This is a genomic window from Niastella populi (assembly GCF_002078015.1).
GTDB lineage: Bacteria > Bacteroidota > Bacteroidia > Chitinophagales > Chitinophagaceae > Niastella > Niastella populi.
In genome coordinates, this window is sequence record NZ_LWBP01000167.1 from 98,296 (window position 1) to 115,283 (window position 16,988).

At 46.3% G+C, this 16,988-nt stretch carries 7 protein-coding genes; all 7 read right to left on the reverse strand.

The features are described 5' to 3' along the window. Nucleotides 1-84 precede the first annotated feature (84 nt). The 7 genes from A4R26_RS14675 to A4R26_RS14705 all read right to left on the reverse strand — a co-directional run bounded on the left by A4R26_RS14675 (nt 85) and on the right by A4R26_RS14705 (nt 16,984). Nucleotides 85-3,720, reverse strand: coding sequence for a malectin domain-containing carbohydrate-binding protein (locus tag A4R26_RS14675; protein WP_081164504.1), 3,636 nt, complete (start codon nt 3,718-3,720; stop codon nt 85-87). A 34-nt stretch (nt 3,721-3,754) separates the two neighbouring features. Then, complete coding sequence (locus A4R26_RS14680) at nt 3,755-6,640, reverse strand: glycoside hydrolase family 95 protein (protein ID WP_081164505.1); 2,886 nt, start codon at nt 6,638-6,640, stop codon at nt 3,755-3,757. A gap of 194 nt (nt 6,641-6,834) precedes the next feature. Further along, nucleotides 6,835-8,757 (reverse strand): pectate lyase family protein, encoded by a 1,923-nt coding sequence (locus A4R26_RS14685; RefSeq protein WP_081164506.1) that lies wholly within the window; start codon nt 8,755-8,757, stop codon nt 6,835-6,837. Between the two features lie 18 nt (nt 8,758-8,775). After that, nucleotides 8,776-10,803 (reverse strand): discoidin domain-containing protein, encoded by a 2,028-nt coding sequence (locus A4R26_RS14690; RefSeq protein ID WP_081164507.1) that lies wholly within the window; start codon nt 10,801-10,803, stop codon nt 8,776-8,778. A 78-nt stretch (nt 10,804-10,881) separates the two neighbouring features. Further along, complete coding sequence (locus tag A4R26_RS14695; protein WP_081164508.1) at nt 10,882-13,284, reverse strand: ABC transporter permease; 2,403 nt, start codon at nt 13,282-13,284, stop codon at nt 10,882-10,884. Further along, on the reverse strand, nt 13,281-16,301 hold the full coding sequence (locus tag A4R26_RS14700) for an efflux RND transporter permease subunit (RefSeq protein ID WP_081164509.1): 3,021 nt from the start codon (nt 16,299-16,301) through the stop codon (nt 13,281-13,283). The genes A4R26_RS14695 and A4R26_RS14700 overlap by 4 nt, the downstream gene beginning before the upstream one ends. Continuing rightward, nucleotides 16,298-16,984 (reverse strand): efflux RND transporter periplasmic adaptor subunit, encoded by a 687-nt coding sequence (locus tag A4R26_RS14705; RefSeq protein WP_081164510.1) that lies wholly within the window; start codon nt 16,982-16,984, stop codon nt 16,298-16,300. Before A4R26_RS14705 ends, A4R26_RS14700 begins: the two co-directional genes overlap by 4 nt. Between the last annotated feature and the right edge of the window lie 4 nt (nt 16,985-16,988).

Sequence of the window (16,988 nt, forward strand, 5' to 3'; positions counted from 1 at the left end):
TCTGGCGCCAACACTTACCGAACAGGAGCCCTTAATGGTCAGCCCCACAAACTTAGCGGATGACTTTTATGTAACATTTGCTGACTACTGTACATCCAACCCGCCCACCGCAACACCTTCCGCATCTACAGCAGTTATGCGTACGGTATATTTACCGGCATTGATCATGGAGCCGGTGGTGGTGGTGAAATAATTCCATTTCCCTTCGCGGGTATTGGTAAATTCCATGGCTTCGGTTTTCATTACCGTACCATCGGCGGCGATCAGCTGCCAGCTTCCTTTACGGGTATCTGTGCCCGAATACGAATACCGGAAAGTAATTGAATATACATCGGCCACGCCAGGCGTAATGGTGAAATCGATCTGCGCACCGGCGGGTTGGGTGAATACGACCGCTTCGCGTTTGTTTAACGAACGGCGTTCGCTTCCTTCGCCATTCGTTGTGGCCTGTGGCATTTTAATTGAGGTCGTGGGCTTTTGATCGAATGGGGGTTGTAAGGTGGTTACGGGCATCGCAATCACAGAATACATCATTCCGTTGCCGCCGTCCTGGCTTAATTTAATTTTTGAATTTGCCGTATAACGTTTACGATACAGTTTAAACGTACCGGTATTTCCATTTTTCAATACCTGCAGCGTCATCTTTGTATCCTCATACTCTTTCAGCCATACAGGAAGTTGTTCACTGCTATCCACCGCAAAAAAAACATCAGCATCTGCAGTAACAACAATAGAGGCCCAATCATGATCATTTACTTTGTTATCCTTATTAACTTCGGGCATCTGTATCCATTCTGCGCCATATAATGTTGGTGGCAATGCGGTGAAAGCACTATTACTATCTGTGGTATAGGGTTGGTCACCCGTGTTCAGCCAGGTTCTTATATTACCATTCATATTGGCCGCTAACGAAAAAAGGTTCCCGATCAATGCCGGTGAAGGCGCCGCAGCGGTTACCTTATTATCTTTTGTTGCTATGGCAATGGCCGCAATTACCGCCTGCCCTACTTTGGTGTTCGGGAAGGAAATGGTAAGTTGTCCGCCCGTAACATGCACATCAACCACCTGTTTCAATGCCCGGTTACCGGCTTTTGACCAGATATCGAGATCTTTTATTACCGTTTTATTATTGATGGCCACATCGAACAACCGCCAGCCTTTCGCATTCAAACCACCTATACCCCACCAGGGTTCCCTGAAATATAACTCCACCCGGTAATCGCCGTCAGGCACGGGAAATTCATACCGTAATTGTTGCAGTCCATAACGGAAATGCTGAAACAACGGCCAGTCGCTGGTGTGCAGCACCGGTTCGTTGCGGTAGCGCTGACTGGCAAAAAAAGCCGGCATACCGGGAAATTGTTTTGTCCAGGAAACGGAGCCCCAGGTGTCCTGTGTTTTCTTCTCCCGGTCGGCCAGCCAGGTATTGCCTTTGCTGTCGGTATAACCGGCACCGCCGCAGTTTACGCGGTACAGGTATTTGTAGTCTTTAGCCGGTGCTACCAATACAGGCAGCATGCCTTCGGCGGAAGGAAGTGTAACCGGTATTCTGGAGAAGTTCGGGGACTTTGGCAAGTGGTTCAACACGATAATATCCGAAGCCACTCTTTTTCCTTTTACATATCCGGTTGCGTATAGTACGTTGTATTTAATATCTACCCCATCCCATTGAAAATGGGTGCCCACGCCGCTGCGTTTGCGTCTTCCGAGAGAGGCGCCGTTCAGGTCATTGAACAATTCCACTTCATCGCAATTGGAGTAAACGACAATGCCGTCTTTTTTACCGGGGGAAGTCCAGCGGTTGGGCCAGGTGTGCGAAACAATATACACCATGGGTTCCGTTTCCTTTGGCGCATAGTTGGCGCGGAACATGTAAAACACATCGAGCGGTTCCTCCCAGGGCGTCAATAATCCTTTATAGTTAACGGGCCCTATGCGGTCGAGCTCGCGGTATCCTTCCCCACTCTGCACGCGGCCGGGGTTATCGTGCGAAGTATATAACCAGAAGAAATGCCCGCACGTGCTGTCACGCACCGATTCGGCCAGCCGCACTTTCATTTCCATCAGTTGCGTCATGCGGTCTTCGCTCAATATGCCGTTCTGCACAAAACCGCCTTCGGTATGCAGATCGAGCGTACGCCAGGCGCCGTATTCACCAATCAATTGCTGACGAATAACATCGCTGGCATAGGTGGCAGGGTTGCCGCCATAGGTGCCGGTCCAGTTTTGCGGAACGTCCCAGTCGGTACCTTCGCCGCCATTACAGGTGGTTACTTTGCGCTGAGCCGAAGTGGTGGGATCGAGCTCACGGATAAGCTCAGTGCATTCCCTTGCAAAATCTTCGGGGATCTTGCTTTCATTCTGCAAACCCCATAATACGAGGGAGGGACTGTTCCGGCGTTCTATCACCCATTCTTTCAGTAATGTTTTAAAGTTGCTTTTAAACTCCGGCGTATTGTACCATACGTGGGCGGAGAGCTGGGTCCACCAAAGCAGGCCCAAACTATCGAGCAGGTATTGATAGCGCAGGTTATGCGGCTGGTGCGCATCGCGGAAGGCATTGAAACCAACCGCTTTTATTTGTTGTACCCGGGCGCGAACGGCCTCATCGCTGAATGCGTGACTGGCGCCCATCAGGTGTTCATACTCGGCAACACCATTGATGAAGACCGGTTTTCCGTTCAGGTAAAACCGTCCACCCGGTTTGCCTACCGGCCAGCTTATCCAGCGAATGCCATAAGGCGTCTCCGTAACATCAACCACTTTTCCGTTCTGCACTACCTCGGTTACCAGGGTGTAACAATAGGGATCTTCCAACGACCACAAATGCGGTGTTTTTATTTCCGGCAACTGTTGTTTTGTTTCAACGGCAATACCCGGTTGCAGGGTATTGTTAGCAATGGCCTGTACAACCGGTTTCTTCGCCTTATTCAGCAGCCGTTGCCTGATGGTAATATTGACGGGTTTGTCGCTATAGTTTTTCACCGTTGTTGCCAGGTGCAGCAACGCAGCTTTTTCCGACACCGCCGGGTCATTCCAGATATGTACGCCAAACGGTTCTACCCGGATGGCATTGGTAGTGATCAAATGCACCGGGCGGAAGATACCCATTGGTTGGGAACCTTCGCTAAAACCGCGTTCATCGGAACAGCCGCCGCAAACCCAGGGCAGGGTGTTGATATTGGCGGGATGATCGGCGCGAACGGCCAACAGGTTGGGCTTATTATTATCGACGATGAGATCGGTAACATCGAGCGTAAACGTGGTTCTGCCACCGGCATGCGCACCTGCTTTTTTACCATTTACCCAAACGGTGGCAAAAGAACCCACGCCTTCAAACCACAGGAAATAGCGTTTGTCTTTTTCTTTTTTTGCTACCGTAAATGTTCTGCGGTACCAGGCATAGCCATGGCGGTTGCCATGATGCAGGCGCCGGTAGCCTTCATACGCATCCCAGTTGTGGGGAACGTTTACGGCCTGCCAGCCGGTTGTGTTGAATGAAGGGTTCTCGAACCCTTCGTATGCCTGTTGATTGGTATCGTTGGCGATGCTATGCCAATTATCGTTGAGAGAAAGGTTCACCCGAACAGCCGGCACCACGGCGCCACCACGCCCCTCCTGCCCCCCTGAAGGGGGGAGTGAAGACCGCTGCGCGGATGCATGCAGGGTACACAATACGGTAGAGAAAAAAAGAATATTTTTTATAGCGTTTCGAACCATTATTTTTATTTTAATTACTACGGGTAATACTCACTTACTTCTTACCACGGCCTTTCAGCATCTGCGCCGGAAAAGAAGCAGTCCAACTGTTCAATTTTCCATCACGCACCTCACATGAGTAGGTGGCATTCTTCGCAGTTGGCAACGTAGATACGTTCGATCCGTATTTCAGCTTACAGGTGTTGCCTGATTTAGAAAATATTTTAACAGTTTGTAATTTTCCCTGCTGCCATTTCAGATCGAGCACAAAACCGCCGCGGGCGCAAATGCCTTTTACTTCCCCATCGGGTAATTCGGAAGGCAATGCAGGCAACAGTTCAATAACCCCGTCATGGCTTTGCACCAGCCATTCGGCAATACCTGAGGCGCCGCCAAAATTGCCATCGATCTGGAAAGGCGGATGCGCATCGAACAGGTTATTATAAACACCGCCATGTTCACGCCCGCGGTCATCGATGGCCGGGGTGAACAGGTTCTTTATCATCAGCAGCGAATGATCGCCATCTTTAAACCGGGCCCATACGTTCACTTTCCAGGCGAGGCTCCAGCCGGTACCGCCATCGCCGCGATAGATGAGCGACTGACGCGCCGCTTTCATCAGGGCCGAATCTTTCCAGGTAATATCGGCACCGGGGAACACACCCCACAAATGAGAAATGTGCCGGTGCTGGTTCCTTACATCATCAACGTCTTCCATCCACTCCTGCAACTGGTTGTGTTTGCCAATTTTGTTTGGCGCAATTTGCGGAATAAGCGTATGCAGCTTTTGCATAAAGGCCGCATCTTTTTTCAACACCACAGCCGCTGCGATCGTATTCCTGAACAGCTCACGAATGATCTGGTGGTCCATGGTAGGGCCGGCCACTAACCCGCCCTGCTCGGGTGAATTGGAAGGCGTGCTGATAAGATAACCGGTTTGGGGGTCTTTTACCAGGAACTTTTCGAAGAACTGCGCTGCGGCCAGCATGTTAGGATATTGCGAGCGCAGGAAAGCCGTATCCTGCGTAAACAGGAAATGCTCCCAAATATGCAGGCACAACCAGGCGCCGCCGGTAACCCAAATGCCATGGTTACTGGCATTGATGGGCGCGGTGCCCCGCCACAGATCGGTATTGTGGTGCAATACCCAGCCCGGTGCGCCATAATGCTGTTGCGCGGTTTTCTTTCCGGCAACAGCCAGTTCATTTATCATTTGAAACAAAGGCTGCGTACACGAAGACAGGTTCAGTACTTCCGCCGGCCAGTAATTCATTTCGAGATTGATATTGGTCGTATACTTACTGCCCCATGGCGGCGTAAGCAGGTCGTTCCAGATGCCCTGCAGGTTGGCAGGTTGACCGCCCGGTCGGGAAGAAGCGATCAGCAGGTACCGGCTGTACATTACAAACAGGGATACCAGCGCAGGATCGTCCTGCATATTGAAATGGCGGATGCGTTCATTCGTCGGCAGCTCCGTATTTTTTCCGGCAGGAACGGTAAAACTAAATGTACTGAACAACCGGCGGTAATCTTTCACATGCGCCGCTTTCAGCGTGTTGTATGAAATATTCTTATTGCGCGCCAACGCCGCTTTACATGCCGCTACAGGATCGGCGGACACATCTTTATAACTTTTAAAACTGGTAGCAGCTACAAAAACAAAACTGGCCGCTGTGGCATTTTTCAGGGTAATAGATGTGTCATTGACCGCTAGTTTGCCATCTGTTGCCATTGCATACAGGTAACCCACCCCTTTCAATACGCCATTTCCTACCTGTAATGAAATGGAAAGCGTTCTGTCATCGATCTTCTTTACGACATATTTTTTATGCGCAGTACCCAGAACAGCCTGTAACGACAAAGCGCCGCGTTTACCGGCAGTAAAATGCGCCACAACGCTTTGATGGGGCGCGCTGATAAAGTATTCGCGGTTATAGTTAATGCCTTCTGCTGTATAGGAAACTTTTGCCAGGGCGCTATCGAGGTTCAATGAACGATGATAATTGGTAACATCATTCCCATGCCCGAAACGAAAATACAGGTCAGCGAAGGGCTGGTAATCGGCCTGGTAACGGGGCATAGCCGGCGGGTTGTCGTCCTGGATATAATATTTCCAGATTTTATCAAGCGCTACGGAATCTACGTCACCTCCTTCCGGGTATACTGTGAAAATACGGGCGCCACTTTTTACCCCTACCAACCCGCCTTTATCATAAAAATTTATGACTTGTATTGCCACTGAATTCTTTCCCTCTTTTAAAAGCGAAGCTGGAATAATGTATTTTCTTCTTTTATTTATATCATCATCGGAACCGACGAGCCTACCGTTCACGTAAGTGAAATCGATATCTCGGATCTTGCCTATATCAAGTACAAGGTTCTTCCCCAGCCATTTTGCCGGCACGTTAAAACTGGTGCGGAACCATAAGGCGCCATCGATACCCATTAGTCCGGCACGTTCCCACCCTTCCGGTGTAGGCAGTAGCAAGGTGGGCCAGTTGTTGTCATCGAAATCGGCAGCCGCCGGTTTTTCGTTGGCCCTTACCGATGTAAACCAGTGCTGTTTTTGAATATTGTAGGAACTGTCGTCGGGGTCTTTCAGTCCCATGAAATACTTCTCACCCATTTCCTCCGCTTCTTTTTGTTTGCCTTCGGCCAGCAACTGGCGAATAGGTTGCAGGTATTTCACAGCACCGGTGCGGGCATATTCCCTGGGACCGCCGCTCCATAGGGTAGTCTCATTCAATTGCAAATGCTCATCTTTCACACCGCCGAATACCATGGCGCCAAGGCGGCCATTGCCGAGCGGCAGGGCGTCGGTCCAGGCATCTGCAGGATGTTTATACCATAGGGAAAATGGCTGTGCCTGTGCATACAATGATGAAAACAGGCTCACAACCGTTACCAACAATATGAATTGAAAGCGATTATTCACGTGCATAAATATAATGATAAAGGTATAGTTTTCGGGATATACGGGAAATAGTTACCGTTTCCCTACCTACCTTCCGGCAGGTCGATGATCCCTGAAGCAATTATAACTCATGGACCAAAATACCAGCTATCAGACGGAATTTCGCTTCAAAAGGTGTGCAATAATTAAAGAAAATTGTCATAAAGACATTTTCAAAATATCTATTTTACCGGAATTATTTTTATCAGGTCGGTACGATTAAGCTCCCCCTTATTTGTATAAAATTCTATTCTTAGCTCATCCCCTTTGTGCAGTTGAACATTTTTGATAGTATGTTCAATTATCGCATTGGTGTTATCAGCAGCAAACCATTCATCTATCTTTTTTTCATTTACAAAAAAGCCATACCACCCCTTACCATCGCTTTCATCATAGTAAGAAATTGAAATAGTACATACAGCATCCGGCCCGGCCCAAATGCTGCTCATCGTACCCGGCCCGGCTTCTCCCGATACAACCTTTTTATTGGAAGCGGTAAACCAGGCGCCATCCTGTGTTTCAACAAAAGCTCTACCATTTAAAATCATATTTTCAGCTTCCGTAACACCCTCCTTTGCATATGCAATATCAGAACTGAAATTCCATATATCGCCCTTTATCACCGCACCATTTTCTAAAACAGTGTTAACACGCCAATAATATTTTACCCCATATTGAAGCGGGCCTGGAGCAAAAACAGGGGCTGTTGCCTCACCTTTGTAATCTGTCTCTGTAAGCCGTGGCGTTTTTCCCAAATAAACTTTGTATTTTTTTACCGCTATGCCGGGAACCCACTTTAATTCCAACGGAATACAGGTCGACTCGGTTTTTACCTGACGTAATTTAACATGTAACTCACCATTCGCAGGAAAAGGATTTGAAACCTTCGTCATAGCAGTTTTGAATTTCCACAGTTGACCTTCCAACTTTCCGTGAGGCCTGATGGCAACTACCTTCCAGAAATATTCCGTATTGGGTTTTAATTTACCCGGCATGAAAAACCGTTCATGGGTGACTGTTTTTGTAAGCGATGCCGCACTCTTGCCGAAATATACTTCCCATGATGTTACGCTATCCAGGTTCGACCAACACATTTTATAAGTTGTACTACAAATATTTATTGATCCATTTGACGGCAAGGGCATAAGCTCGTTTTCAATACCGGGTTTTGGCCCGGCATATTTCTTTACAACCAGGGGAACGGCCCTGGCATTTTCCAACGCAAATCTATAATTGTAATATAGTTCAGGATTGAATGATATTCCTGTACCCTTCGTATTTCCTGAGGTACTGTCAAAAATATTTCCAACTTCTTTTGCGTCGGCATAATTGGCTGCTGTAGGCACCGAGGTGTACATTTGTTGCAAAGGCTTGCCCGTTCGATAAAAGTAGTTATTCTCCACGAGCACACTGGCACCGGTATGGTATCCTATACAATAGGAAGATAGATTTTCATAATAATTGTTAAATACATGCCCCAGCCCGTAGCCTATACGCGGGTTACGCTGAACCGTATTATAAAACCAGTTATGGTGGTACGTAACTTTGTTTTTGCCCACATCGCTAAACTCCTGTGACCCTCCATTCGCCAGAGCAACTTTATCGTGGTCATGAAATATAGTCCAGGAAACGGTAAGGTAATCTGACCCATGCGTAAAATCGAGCAGGCCATCCGACGACTTCGACAGATCGCAGTGATCTACCCAAACGTGGTGCGTATTTCTCATAGCAATTGCATCGGGCTTTGCATTTTTTATTGTCAGGTTACGGATAACGATATTCCTGCTGTTCCTGATATCGATTCCGAATCCGTCAAATACAGCTCCGCTATCGGTGCCAATAATAGATTTATCACTTGCAACAACTACAAAACCGGAACCGGAAAGCGATCCGTCTACCAGAATGGTATAAGGTTCTGTAGCCTTTGTATATTTTTCAAGTTCTTCTTTTGTACTTATTCGTACGATTGCCCCTTTGCCCCCACCTGTTGTTCCGTTTTGATCAAGGTCGTTGTAGGTGGCCCATCCGATAAGGCCGGTTTGGGCAGATAAGGTGATTGAAAATAGTAGCAATACTGCAGCAATTGACAATTTCTTTATTTCCATATTGATAAGGAGTCGTTTTTACCAAAAAAACTGTTTACCATTTTCATAAGTAAAGATTCTTTCTTCTTTACCTTTTGTCCTGTCTCTCAACCAGTATATTCCTCCCTGAGGAGCATTGAACGTTAATGGTTGAAAATCTACACCTGTCTTTGTTCCTAAAGAGACCCATTCATTGTTCCAGATAAATAATTCATAGGTATCACCAGGTAAAACATCATTTGTATCGTTACGCGGACAGTACCGTATTCTTGTGATCTGCGCCCTTTTATTTTGTCCTAAATCGATTCCGATATATGTCGGTCCGCCTGCATCTTTAAAAAAATAGGAGTCTCTATTGCCATCAAAGGCTTTTTCTGTTTCTTTACTGTACTTTCCTTTATTACCGAAGATCGTTCCTGTTAACTTTTGTTCCTTTCCATCAACAATACCCCAAAACTCTATTTCAGCAATTGAGGCATTTCCAATGCCGGAAAACTGGAATAACAGGTATCTAAATTTCCCGGTGTTATTTAGCAATACTTCAGTCATTTTATGTTTGAAAGTATTATTGGTATACAAATTCACGGTGTCCATCAGCCCGAGATCATTGCAGCCCTGAAATCGTCCGGCAAAACACTCCATGGCATTCATTGCATTATGAGAAGAGAATCTGAATTTCCTGGTAAGTTTGAGATCACTTTTATTTATTGTTGGAACCAAAAATTTAGGTAAGCCATTCATTTGCAATAAAAATGCAGGACCAGCGGGTATAAGCAGATCATTTTTAAAGTATGCAGGCAGATAAACGATATTTTTACCCATATCTTTAAAGATCACACTGTCTCCTTCCACTTTTGTCCATTGTACGGGTTCCCACCCTTTAGGATTGAAAATACACAGGTAGGCATACTTGTGTTTTTGGGCATTCAGTAAAGTAAGTTTCACATCTGCGGCTTCAACGTATTTCCTGGTAACGTCCATCAGATGGTTGTCATTAAAAAACTCGGGCACCTGATCGTCAGGCGCTTTTATTGCGGCCAAACTATTGGCCTGCCTGCTAAAACATTTTCTATAAATTTTGGGAATTGTTTTATTATAAAGTACAGGCATATCTTTTGGCACCCATTCCAGTTTTGCCACATAGCTCGACCCTTCCACGATATACCGTGTATCCCGGTAAATATTGGCATTATCGATCAATTTTGTAATCGTGTCGCTTTTAGGATCAAGAACGGTATAGAAATAATGGGTACCGCTGCTAACATTTCCCCATTGCGGCACTGATTCAAATGCTACCGGAATACCCATGGCCCGCATAGCAGATGTGCGTATAGCCGTAGCCTCAAAACAGTTACCAAGTTTACCCCTTACTATATTCCTGAAAGACATAGGCATAAGAAAAGGCCAGATCCTCGACGCTTCGCCATCTTCCTTAAACCACAAATGAATATCCTTTCTTATTATTTCGCTTACTTCATATAAACTCTTCTTTTCCGAAGAATCTATTATGTGCTTATACTTTTCCATAAAGTATTGCCTGGTGCCTTCCCAATATGTATTTATAACTTTGTAGGGCAGTATATATTCTTTAAAAATATCAAAAGGAACTTCTTTTGACCACGGTAAATTTTGCCAGGCCCAAAATGCCTCATCGATGTTATTATTTAAGAAGCTGCGCGTGAGGGTAGCCGTGTCGGAAATGTATTTTGGCGTTACGGGTAGTAGCAGATCTGGATGACTATTGACAAACCCATCTAATATACCTCTGTAATCATCGGGTATTTTGATCTTTCCATTTCTCAGCTCGCCCTTTTCATCCCGCTCCTCCGTTGCGTTTTTTTGAACAATGGAATCAAGAAAGTAAAAAACCTTATCGTTTTTAACCATCGAAGCAGTATCGAGCGATTCCTGCCCGCTTGCATTTTCAACAAGGAACCTGGCCGCCTGTAGTTTGAGGCTATCCGAAGCATTTCCATTGTATTGCGCTATTACGGATCTGTAATCTTTGGATTTACAGGAAATCAGCAGCATGCTGCTATAAAAAACAAACAGGATAAGACGCTTCATTAGCTTGAAATATAGATTAGACTTTAATATCATTTAAGTACACGGGTGAATACTTACAACCCTGCACAGTCAGATCGTTCAATTCTTAAGGTTTTTGACAGGACTGGCATTCACAGCCCGCATTACCTGCATTAGAATTGTAATGAATGAAATGAGCAGCGTGCCGAGGATAGTGACCATAAAAATTTCCCACCCTACCTGAACGTGGTATGGGAAATCCTGCAGCCAGCTATCTGCAATATACCATGCTATGGGACTTCCTATTAAAATGGACAAGCCTATTATAGCAAACAATTTCCTGCACATAAGCACCACTATGGTTACCCGGTTCGCTCCCAGCACTTTCCGAACGCTGATCTCTTTAAGTTTTCGATTTACATTGAAATACATTAACCCGAAAAGGCCCATGGAGGCAATAAAAATAATTAGGATGGTACAAATATTCAGCACTTTCTCCAGTCGCTGTTCGGCTTTGTATTGTGAATCGAACACATCGTCAAGAAACTCAAAACTAAAAGGAGTGGTATTGTTGTATTTTGCATAAGTTGTTTTAACAGCCGACAATAATTTAGGCAAATTGGTACCCTTCTCGGCTTTTATAAAGAGACACGCATCGCCGCCTTTAGCCCAGGAAAACGAAGAATCACCCTTTACGATCAATCCAAGGGGTTCAATGGCCGATTTCAGGTTGGTAAAAACAAAATCGTTAAGTACCCCTGAAACTTTCAAATAGGTGTCACCGAATACCTGTAAATTCTGGCCAATGGCATCTTGTTGGAATTTGAATCTTTTTGCGGCCGCCTCGTTTAGAAGGATCCTTTTCGCCTGTCTGTAATAAAACGGATCGGCAGGCCGTTGTTTCCACTGAAGTTCGAGCAATGGGATAAAATGCTGATCTACTAAAATAACAGACAACTGAATTGGTTCGGAATTGATAGCCGATGCAGGAAAACGGTCTATCCCCCCGTACAGCGGATATCTGGCTATAGCCGTATGTTTTACACCCGGAATGGCTGATATTTCGCGGCTGAACGCCCCAAAATGGTTGACACTCGAGTCGTCCATCGGTATCATAATAACATTCTGCCTGGCGACGCCCGTAGACATGTGCCGGAAAAAGTGGACCTGCGAATTCACCGTTAAGCAAAAGATGATCAGGGCCACCGCCAGGCTGAACTGGAAAACCGTAAAGAACTCCCGTACCAGTGCACTGTTGTTCCTGAACACTCCGCTGCCGCCAAGAATGGCCTGCGGATTAAGTTTCGATAACACCAGAGAAGGATAAAAGCCCGCTATCAAAGTAGTAAAGATGAATAACAGCACGAAAAGGGAAAGGAGAAATGGGCTCAATAAAAATTCAAAGTCGATAGTCAAACCCATCATGCTGAAGATCTTCCCGCCGAATATCAGCACGATCAAAAGGGCCGTTGAAAAAGCGATGAGCGAATACAAGGCAGACTCCACATAAAATTGAACCCTGATCGCCGGAGCGCTGGCCCCCGCTATTTTCCTGACACCTATTTCCTTGCTGCGGATCGAGGAATCGGCTGTAGCCAGGCTCATGTAATTCACCAGCGCCAGCAGCAATACTAAAATAGCCACCAGCGAAAAAACCATGAGGTACTGAGAATTCGAGGTGTCGTGAAACTTGTTGTTAAAGTGATAGTCTTTCAACCCGGTAAGATAATATCGATCCACCGGTGAAGAAGGCTCCCTGTCCTGTTCATAAACCTGCTGGATGACTGTCTGCACAGCCTGCTTATCCTGCCCGTTCCTTAAAAGCAGCCAAGTCGCAAATTCCCCGTACCCGATCTGCCGGGAAGGAGCGTTCATGCTATGCGTAGCCTTCATTGTTCTCAGGGATTCCATAGATGCTACGAAATCGAACCGGATACTTGAATTGGAGGGAGGCTCTTCCGCGACGCCCGTGATCTGAAACAAATATTTATTGTCATATTGCAGCGTCTTTCCTATGGGATCTGCGTCGCCAAAATATTTATAAGCAGCCTTGCGAGAGATGACCATAGTAAGCGGCTCTGATAATGCGGTGCTTACATTGCCTGATCTTAATTTAAAGGGGAAAAAACGAAAGAAGCTGCTGTCGGCGAATAAAACGTTCTTTTCCCTGAATTTCATTTCTACCCTTAGCGGATCTGCTATCGTAACTGCCGAATACGGAGTAAAAGTGCGCTGAAATGATTCCACTCTTGGGTCAGCCTGCGTTATAACAGGCCCGGAAGAATAATTCATATAAGGAATATCAAGCGAGTCGACCCCCACTTTAGCCCGCACGCACATAAGAAAGACCCGATCGGCATGCGTAATAAATTTGTCGAAGGTCATTTCATGCGTCACATAGGATACCATCAACAGGCATGCGGTGATGCCCAATGAAAGCCCGGAAATATTGATAAAACTAAGAAGCCTGTTCTTTACTAAATGTCGGCGGGCGATAAGGATATAGTGTTTTATCATAGTCATTTCTTAAACTTACGTATTTTAATGAGATACCAATAAGACAGTGGTACGAACCACGTCGTAAAAAAGGTACCGATAGTGAGGCCGCCGATGATAACAAGGGCCAACGGCTTCTGAAGGTCGTTGCCGATACCCCTGACAAAAAACACAGGGATTAGGGCGACGGACGTGGTAAGCGAAACCATTAACAAAGGCTTCAGGCAGATATCGCCCGCTTCGTATATGATCTTTTTCAGGAGCTGCTCGTCAAAACGGGCCCCCTGCGCCATATACTTGCTCCTCAAACTGTTTAAAGTTTCAACTTTCAGTATTGGATCGTCTACAATGAGACCAAGGACCACGATGAGCCCGATAAGGGCCATAACATCCAGTGAGGCACCGGACACATACAGCAATAACAACGCTCCGGAAACACCCAGGGGTATGGTCATCATTACGATCAATGGCTGCAGCAGGTCTTCATATTCATAAGCCAAAATAATATAAAGGAGGAACAGAACAATGCAGAATATTTTCACCATACTCCATATGCGCGAAGAGCTTTCAACGAACTGCCCATTAAAGTCGATTTGTATCTTACTACGGGAAGCCAATGATTCCAATTTATGTTTCATAGAGGCGGCATCAGTAACGCGGTCGTATTGAAGCGACACGTATCGCCCGTTCCTGTCGGCCGTAATGAATTTTGAATCGACCTCATACCGAAAATTAAAAAATTCCCTGATAGGATAGATCGTGCCGGAGTTCCCACGAACTGTAGACGACAAAACTTTTTGATCGCCTGTCAAATGAATCGCTTCGGCCATCGGGCCTGCTGTAGTTCCCGGAATTGCATAATGGCCATAGAGGGTCGAAAGCGCATGTTCCACGGTTTCAACATCAACGCCATATACGGCCATTTTTTCGTAGTCGAGGGCAGCCACCAGCTTTTTTTCCTCCAGCAAGCCTTTGCCAGGAATGAAACCCAACGCTTTAAGACGCCTTACAAAGCCCGCCACATTTCCTTCCCCGATGTTATGGTCTCCAGAGCGGATTCTGACCTCAAAGTAAGGAACGGAGCTGGCAAACACCTGCGTAAAGCCATTAGGCGCGTCTTCAGTAGCGAAAAAGGATTTGGGGTGATTGGCTTTCATCCATTGGGCAATCATTTCATTGACGGCCATCTTTTCATTTTCCGACCTGCACTCAAAATATATACTGGCATATTGGACGTTTCCATTTTCCGGTTGAGACCCATATTTACTAATACCTATGTCTGATTCCGTGAGCATTGTTTGCTGCTTTATCAACTGCAGAATAGTTTTGATCCGTTTCAGGTTTTCGTTTACACCGACAGGGCCATTCCAGTCGAATGTTGCCAGGCCCTTCGTTTCTTCGATGCGAGGCAATGTTCTGACAGGGATAAACCTTACCAGTATAAATCCTATTGGCATAAAGGCCATGGTAACGATCATGTACAATCTTTTCTTCTTCAGCACCCGGTCGATCATCCGGTGGTACCCCTGAGCTATCCAGCTAAACACGAACGTATCATTTTTCCGTTGCTTTTTTTCTACAACAGAGAGCAACCGGTATAACAAAGGCGTTAAAATAAAAGCAACAGCAAGCGATACCCCAAGGGAAATGGTTAATGCAAGACTTTGATCGAAGATCAGTTTTGAGGCCATCCCATCCATCAATATCAGCGGGGCATACACGGCAACAGTGGTGAGCACCTGGCTCGTTACCGGCACCACTACTGTATTTGTGCCTTCTACCGCGGCATCCATTATATTAATTGCTGCGCTCCTTTTTCTTGAAATGCTGTCAATTACGACGATGCTGTTATCAATCAGCATTCCCACTCCAAGCGCCAGGCCCGACAAAGAAATGATATTGAACGAAATATCGAACAGATGGAAAAAGATGAATGTTATGGCAAGAGAGATAGGAATGTTTATGGCCATCAAAAACGGGGGTATAAAATTTCCCAGGAAAAGGAACAGGATGGCGATCGTGAACATGCCGCCGATGATCACATCCTGATAAAGATTGCTGATACCTGCTTCTATCAGGTACGACTGGTCGCGGCTTAATGCGAAACGGGCTTTTGGATATTCCTTAGTGCAATCTTCCATCAATCCCTTTATCGAGCGTATAAGCTCGTTCATTTTGGCATCCGGTTGTTTTTGAACGGTAAGGACAACTGATCTGTTTCCATTATAAAGATGGTAACCTTCGTCCGTTGCAAGTTCAGTTTTGATGGTAGCAACATCCTCCAGCCGGATGACACCGCCATTTCCAACCTTCACGGGCAACCGGGAAATGTCTTCACTTCCAGTGGAAGGCTGGCCAAGCCGCACGAAGTAGGAATATTGACCTTCGGTAACGCGCAACTCCCCTATTGCAGGCACGGCATCTTTGATCGCCTGCTCTATGTCCTTCCTTTGTAGTTTCAACGCGTTAAGTGCCTGTTCATGCACCTCTACTGCTACGAAACCTGAGATCGAACCATTTATGTCTACTGTGGCAACCCCGGGCAGCCTGGCCAGGCGGCCCTTTATTACCTTTTCAGACAGATCGGAAACTTCTTTGAAATCTGCTTCCCTGACGGGGGTAACCTGGATGCGGACGACGGGGATGTCAGTAGGGTTTACCCTGATAACGTCAGGGCGAGGCATACCGGACGGCAGGTTGGGCAGAAGGCGGTCGATCTTTTCATTAACTTCCATATAAGCCTCCGCCATCTTTGTGCCGAATTCAAAAGAAAGTTCAATTACCGCATATCCGTCACTGCTACAAGATTCCAGGTTGCTTAGCCCTTTTACGCTCACAAGGCCTTCTCTTATGATGCTGCCCGCACGCTGCTCTATGAAGCCTGCTGAGTTGCCCGGATAATGTACCTTTACGATGATCTTTGGCACCTCCATTTCCGGCAACAAAGACACAGGGACCCTTCCGGCAAGAAACAGACCAGCCAGGATCAGCGAAAAGAAGCTTAACAGCACAGCTATAGGGCGATGGATGAGGTATCTTATCATTCTTTTACCGGTGAATCCTGTGTCAATTCAATATTATTGCTGATGATTACCTTGTCGCCCGGCTTTAGTCCCCTGAGTACTTCAACCTCGCGGCCATTGTCTTTTCCCAGGGCAACATAATTCCAAACACTTTTTCCCTCTCTGATCGTAAAGACTACCGTGCTGTCGCCATGAACAATAACAGCTTCCCTTGGAACTATAAGCCGGCCGGGTATCGAATTCCTGATCGAGGCCACGATGTTCATTCCGGCCAATAGATCACGCTGACTGCTTAGCGTTATCCTCACATTAATTATCCCGTTATCGTCCACGTACTTACCAATATCCGCTACCTGTCCCTGCACTTCGTCAGCCGAACCCAATATCTTCACTGTCACCTTCTGGCCTGACTTAATATACCTGAAGTCTGATTCCAGAATGCCCGTAAATGCCTGCAATTGGCCACCCGATCTCCGCAGTTTTCCATATGCCTCAACCACATAGATAAAATCTTCCGGAACACAATATCTGGTTGTGACACGGATAGTATCGTTCAACTTGCCGGCAAAGGCACTGTCAGTGAACGGGGGGCTTTCAGCGGACGTGGCCCCGCCTCCACCGGTACAAAACTGGAAGACCAACGGATATATTAAAAGCACTGTCAGACGTATGCCGGCGGGTAACTTTGTAATAAGGGAAAGCATTATT

What these genes read in the sequence shown, in the direction of transcription:
- A4R26_RS14675 (WP_081164504.1), bottom strand. Translation starts at nt 3,720, where the DNA reads ATGGTTCGAAACGCTATAAAAAATATTCTTTTTTTCTCTACCGTATTG.
- A4R26_RS14680 (WP_081164505.1), bottom strand. Translation starts at nt 6,640, where the DNA reads ATGCACGTGAATAATCGCTTTCAATTCATATTGTTGGTAACGGTTGTG.
- A4R26_RS14685 (WP_081164506.1), bottom strand. Translation starts at nt 8,757, where the DNA reads ATGGAAATAAAGAAATTGTCAATTGCTGCAGTATTGCTACTATTTTCA.
- A4R26_RS14690 (WP_081164507.1), bottom strand. Translation starts at nt 10,803, where the DNA reads ATGAAGCGTCTTATCCTGTTTGTTTTTTATAGCAGCATGCTGCTGATT.
- A4R26_RS14695 (WP_081164508.1), bottom strand. Translation starts at nt 13,284, where the DNA reads ATGACTATGATAAAACACTATATCCTTATCGCCCGCCGACATTTAGTA.
- A4R26_RS14700 (WP_081164509.1), bottom strand. Translation starts at nt 16,301, where the DNA reads ATGATAAGATACCTCATCCATCGCCCTATAGCTGTGCTGTTAAGCTTC.
- A4R26_RS14705 (WP_081164510.1), bottom strand. Translation starts at nt 16,984, where the DNA reads ATGCTTTCCCTTATTACAAAGTTACCCGCCGGCATACGTCTGACAGTG.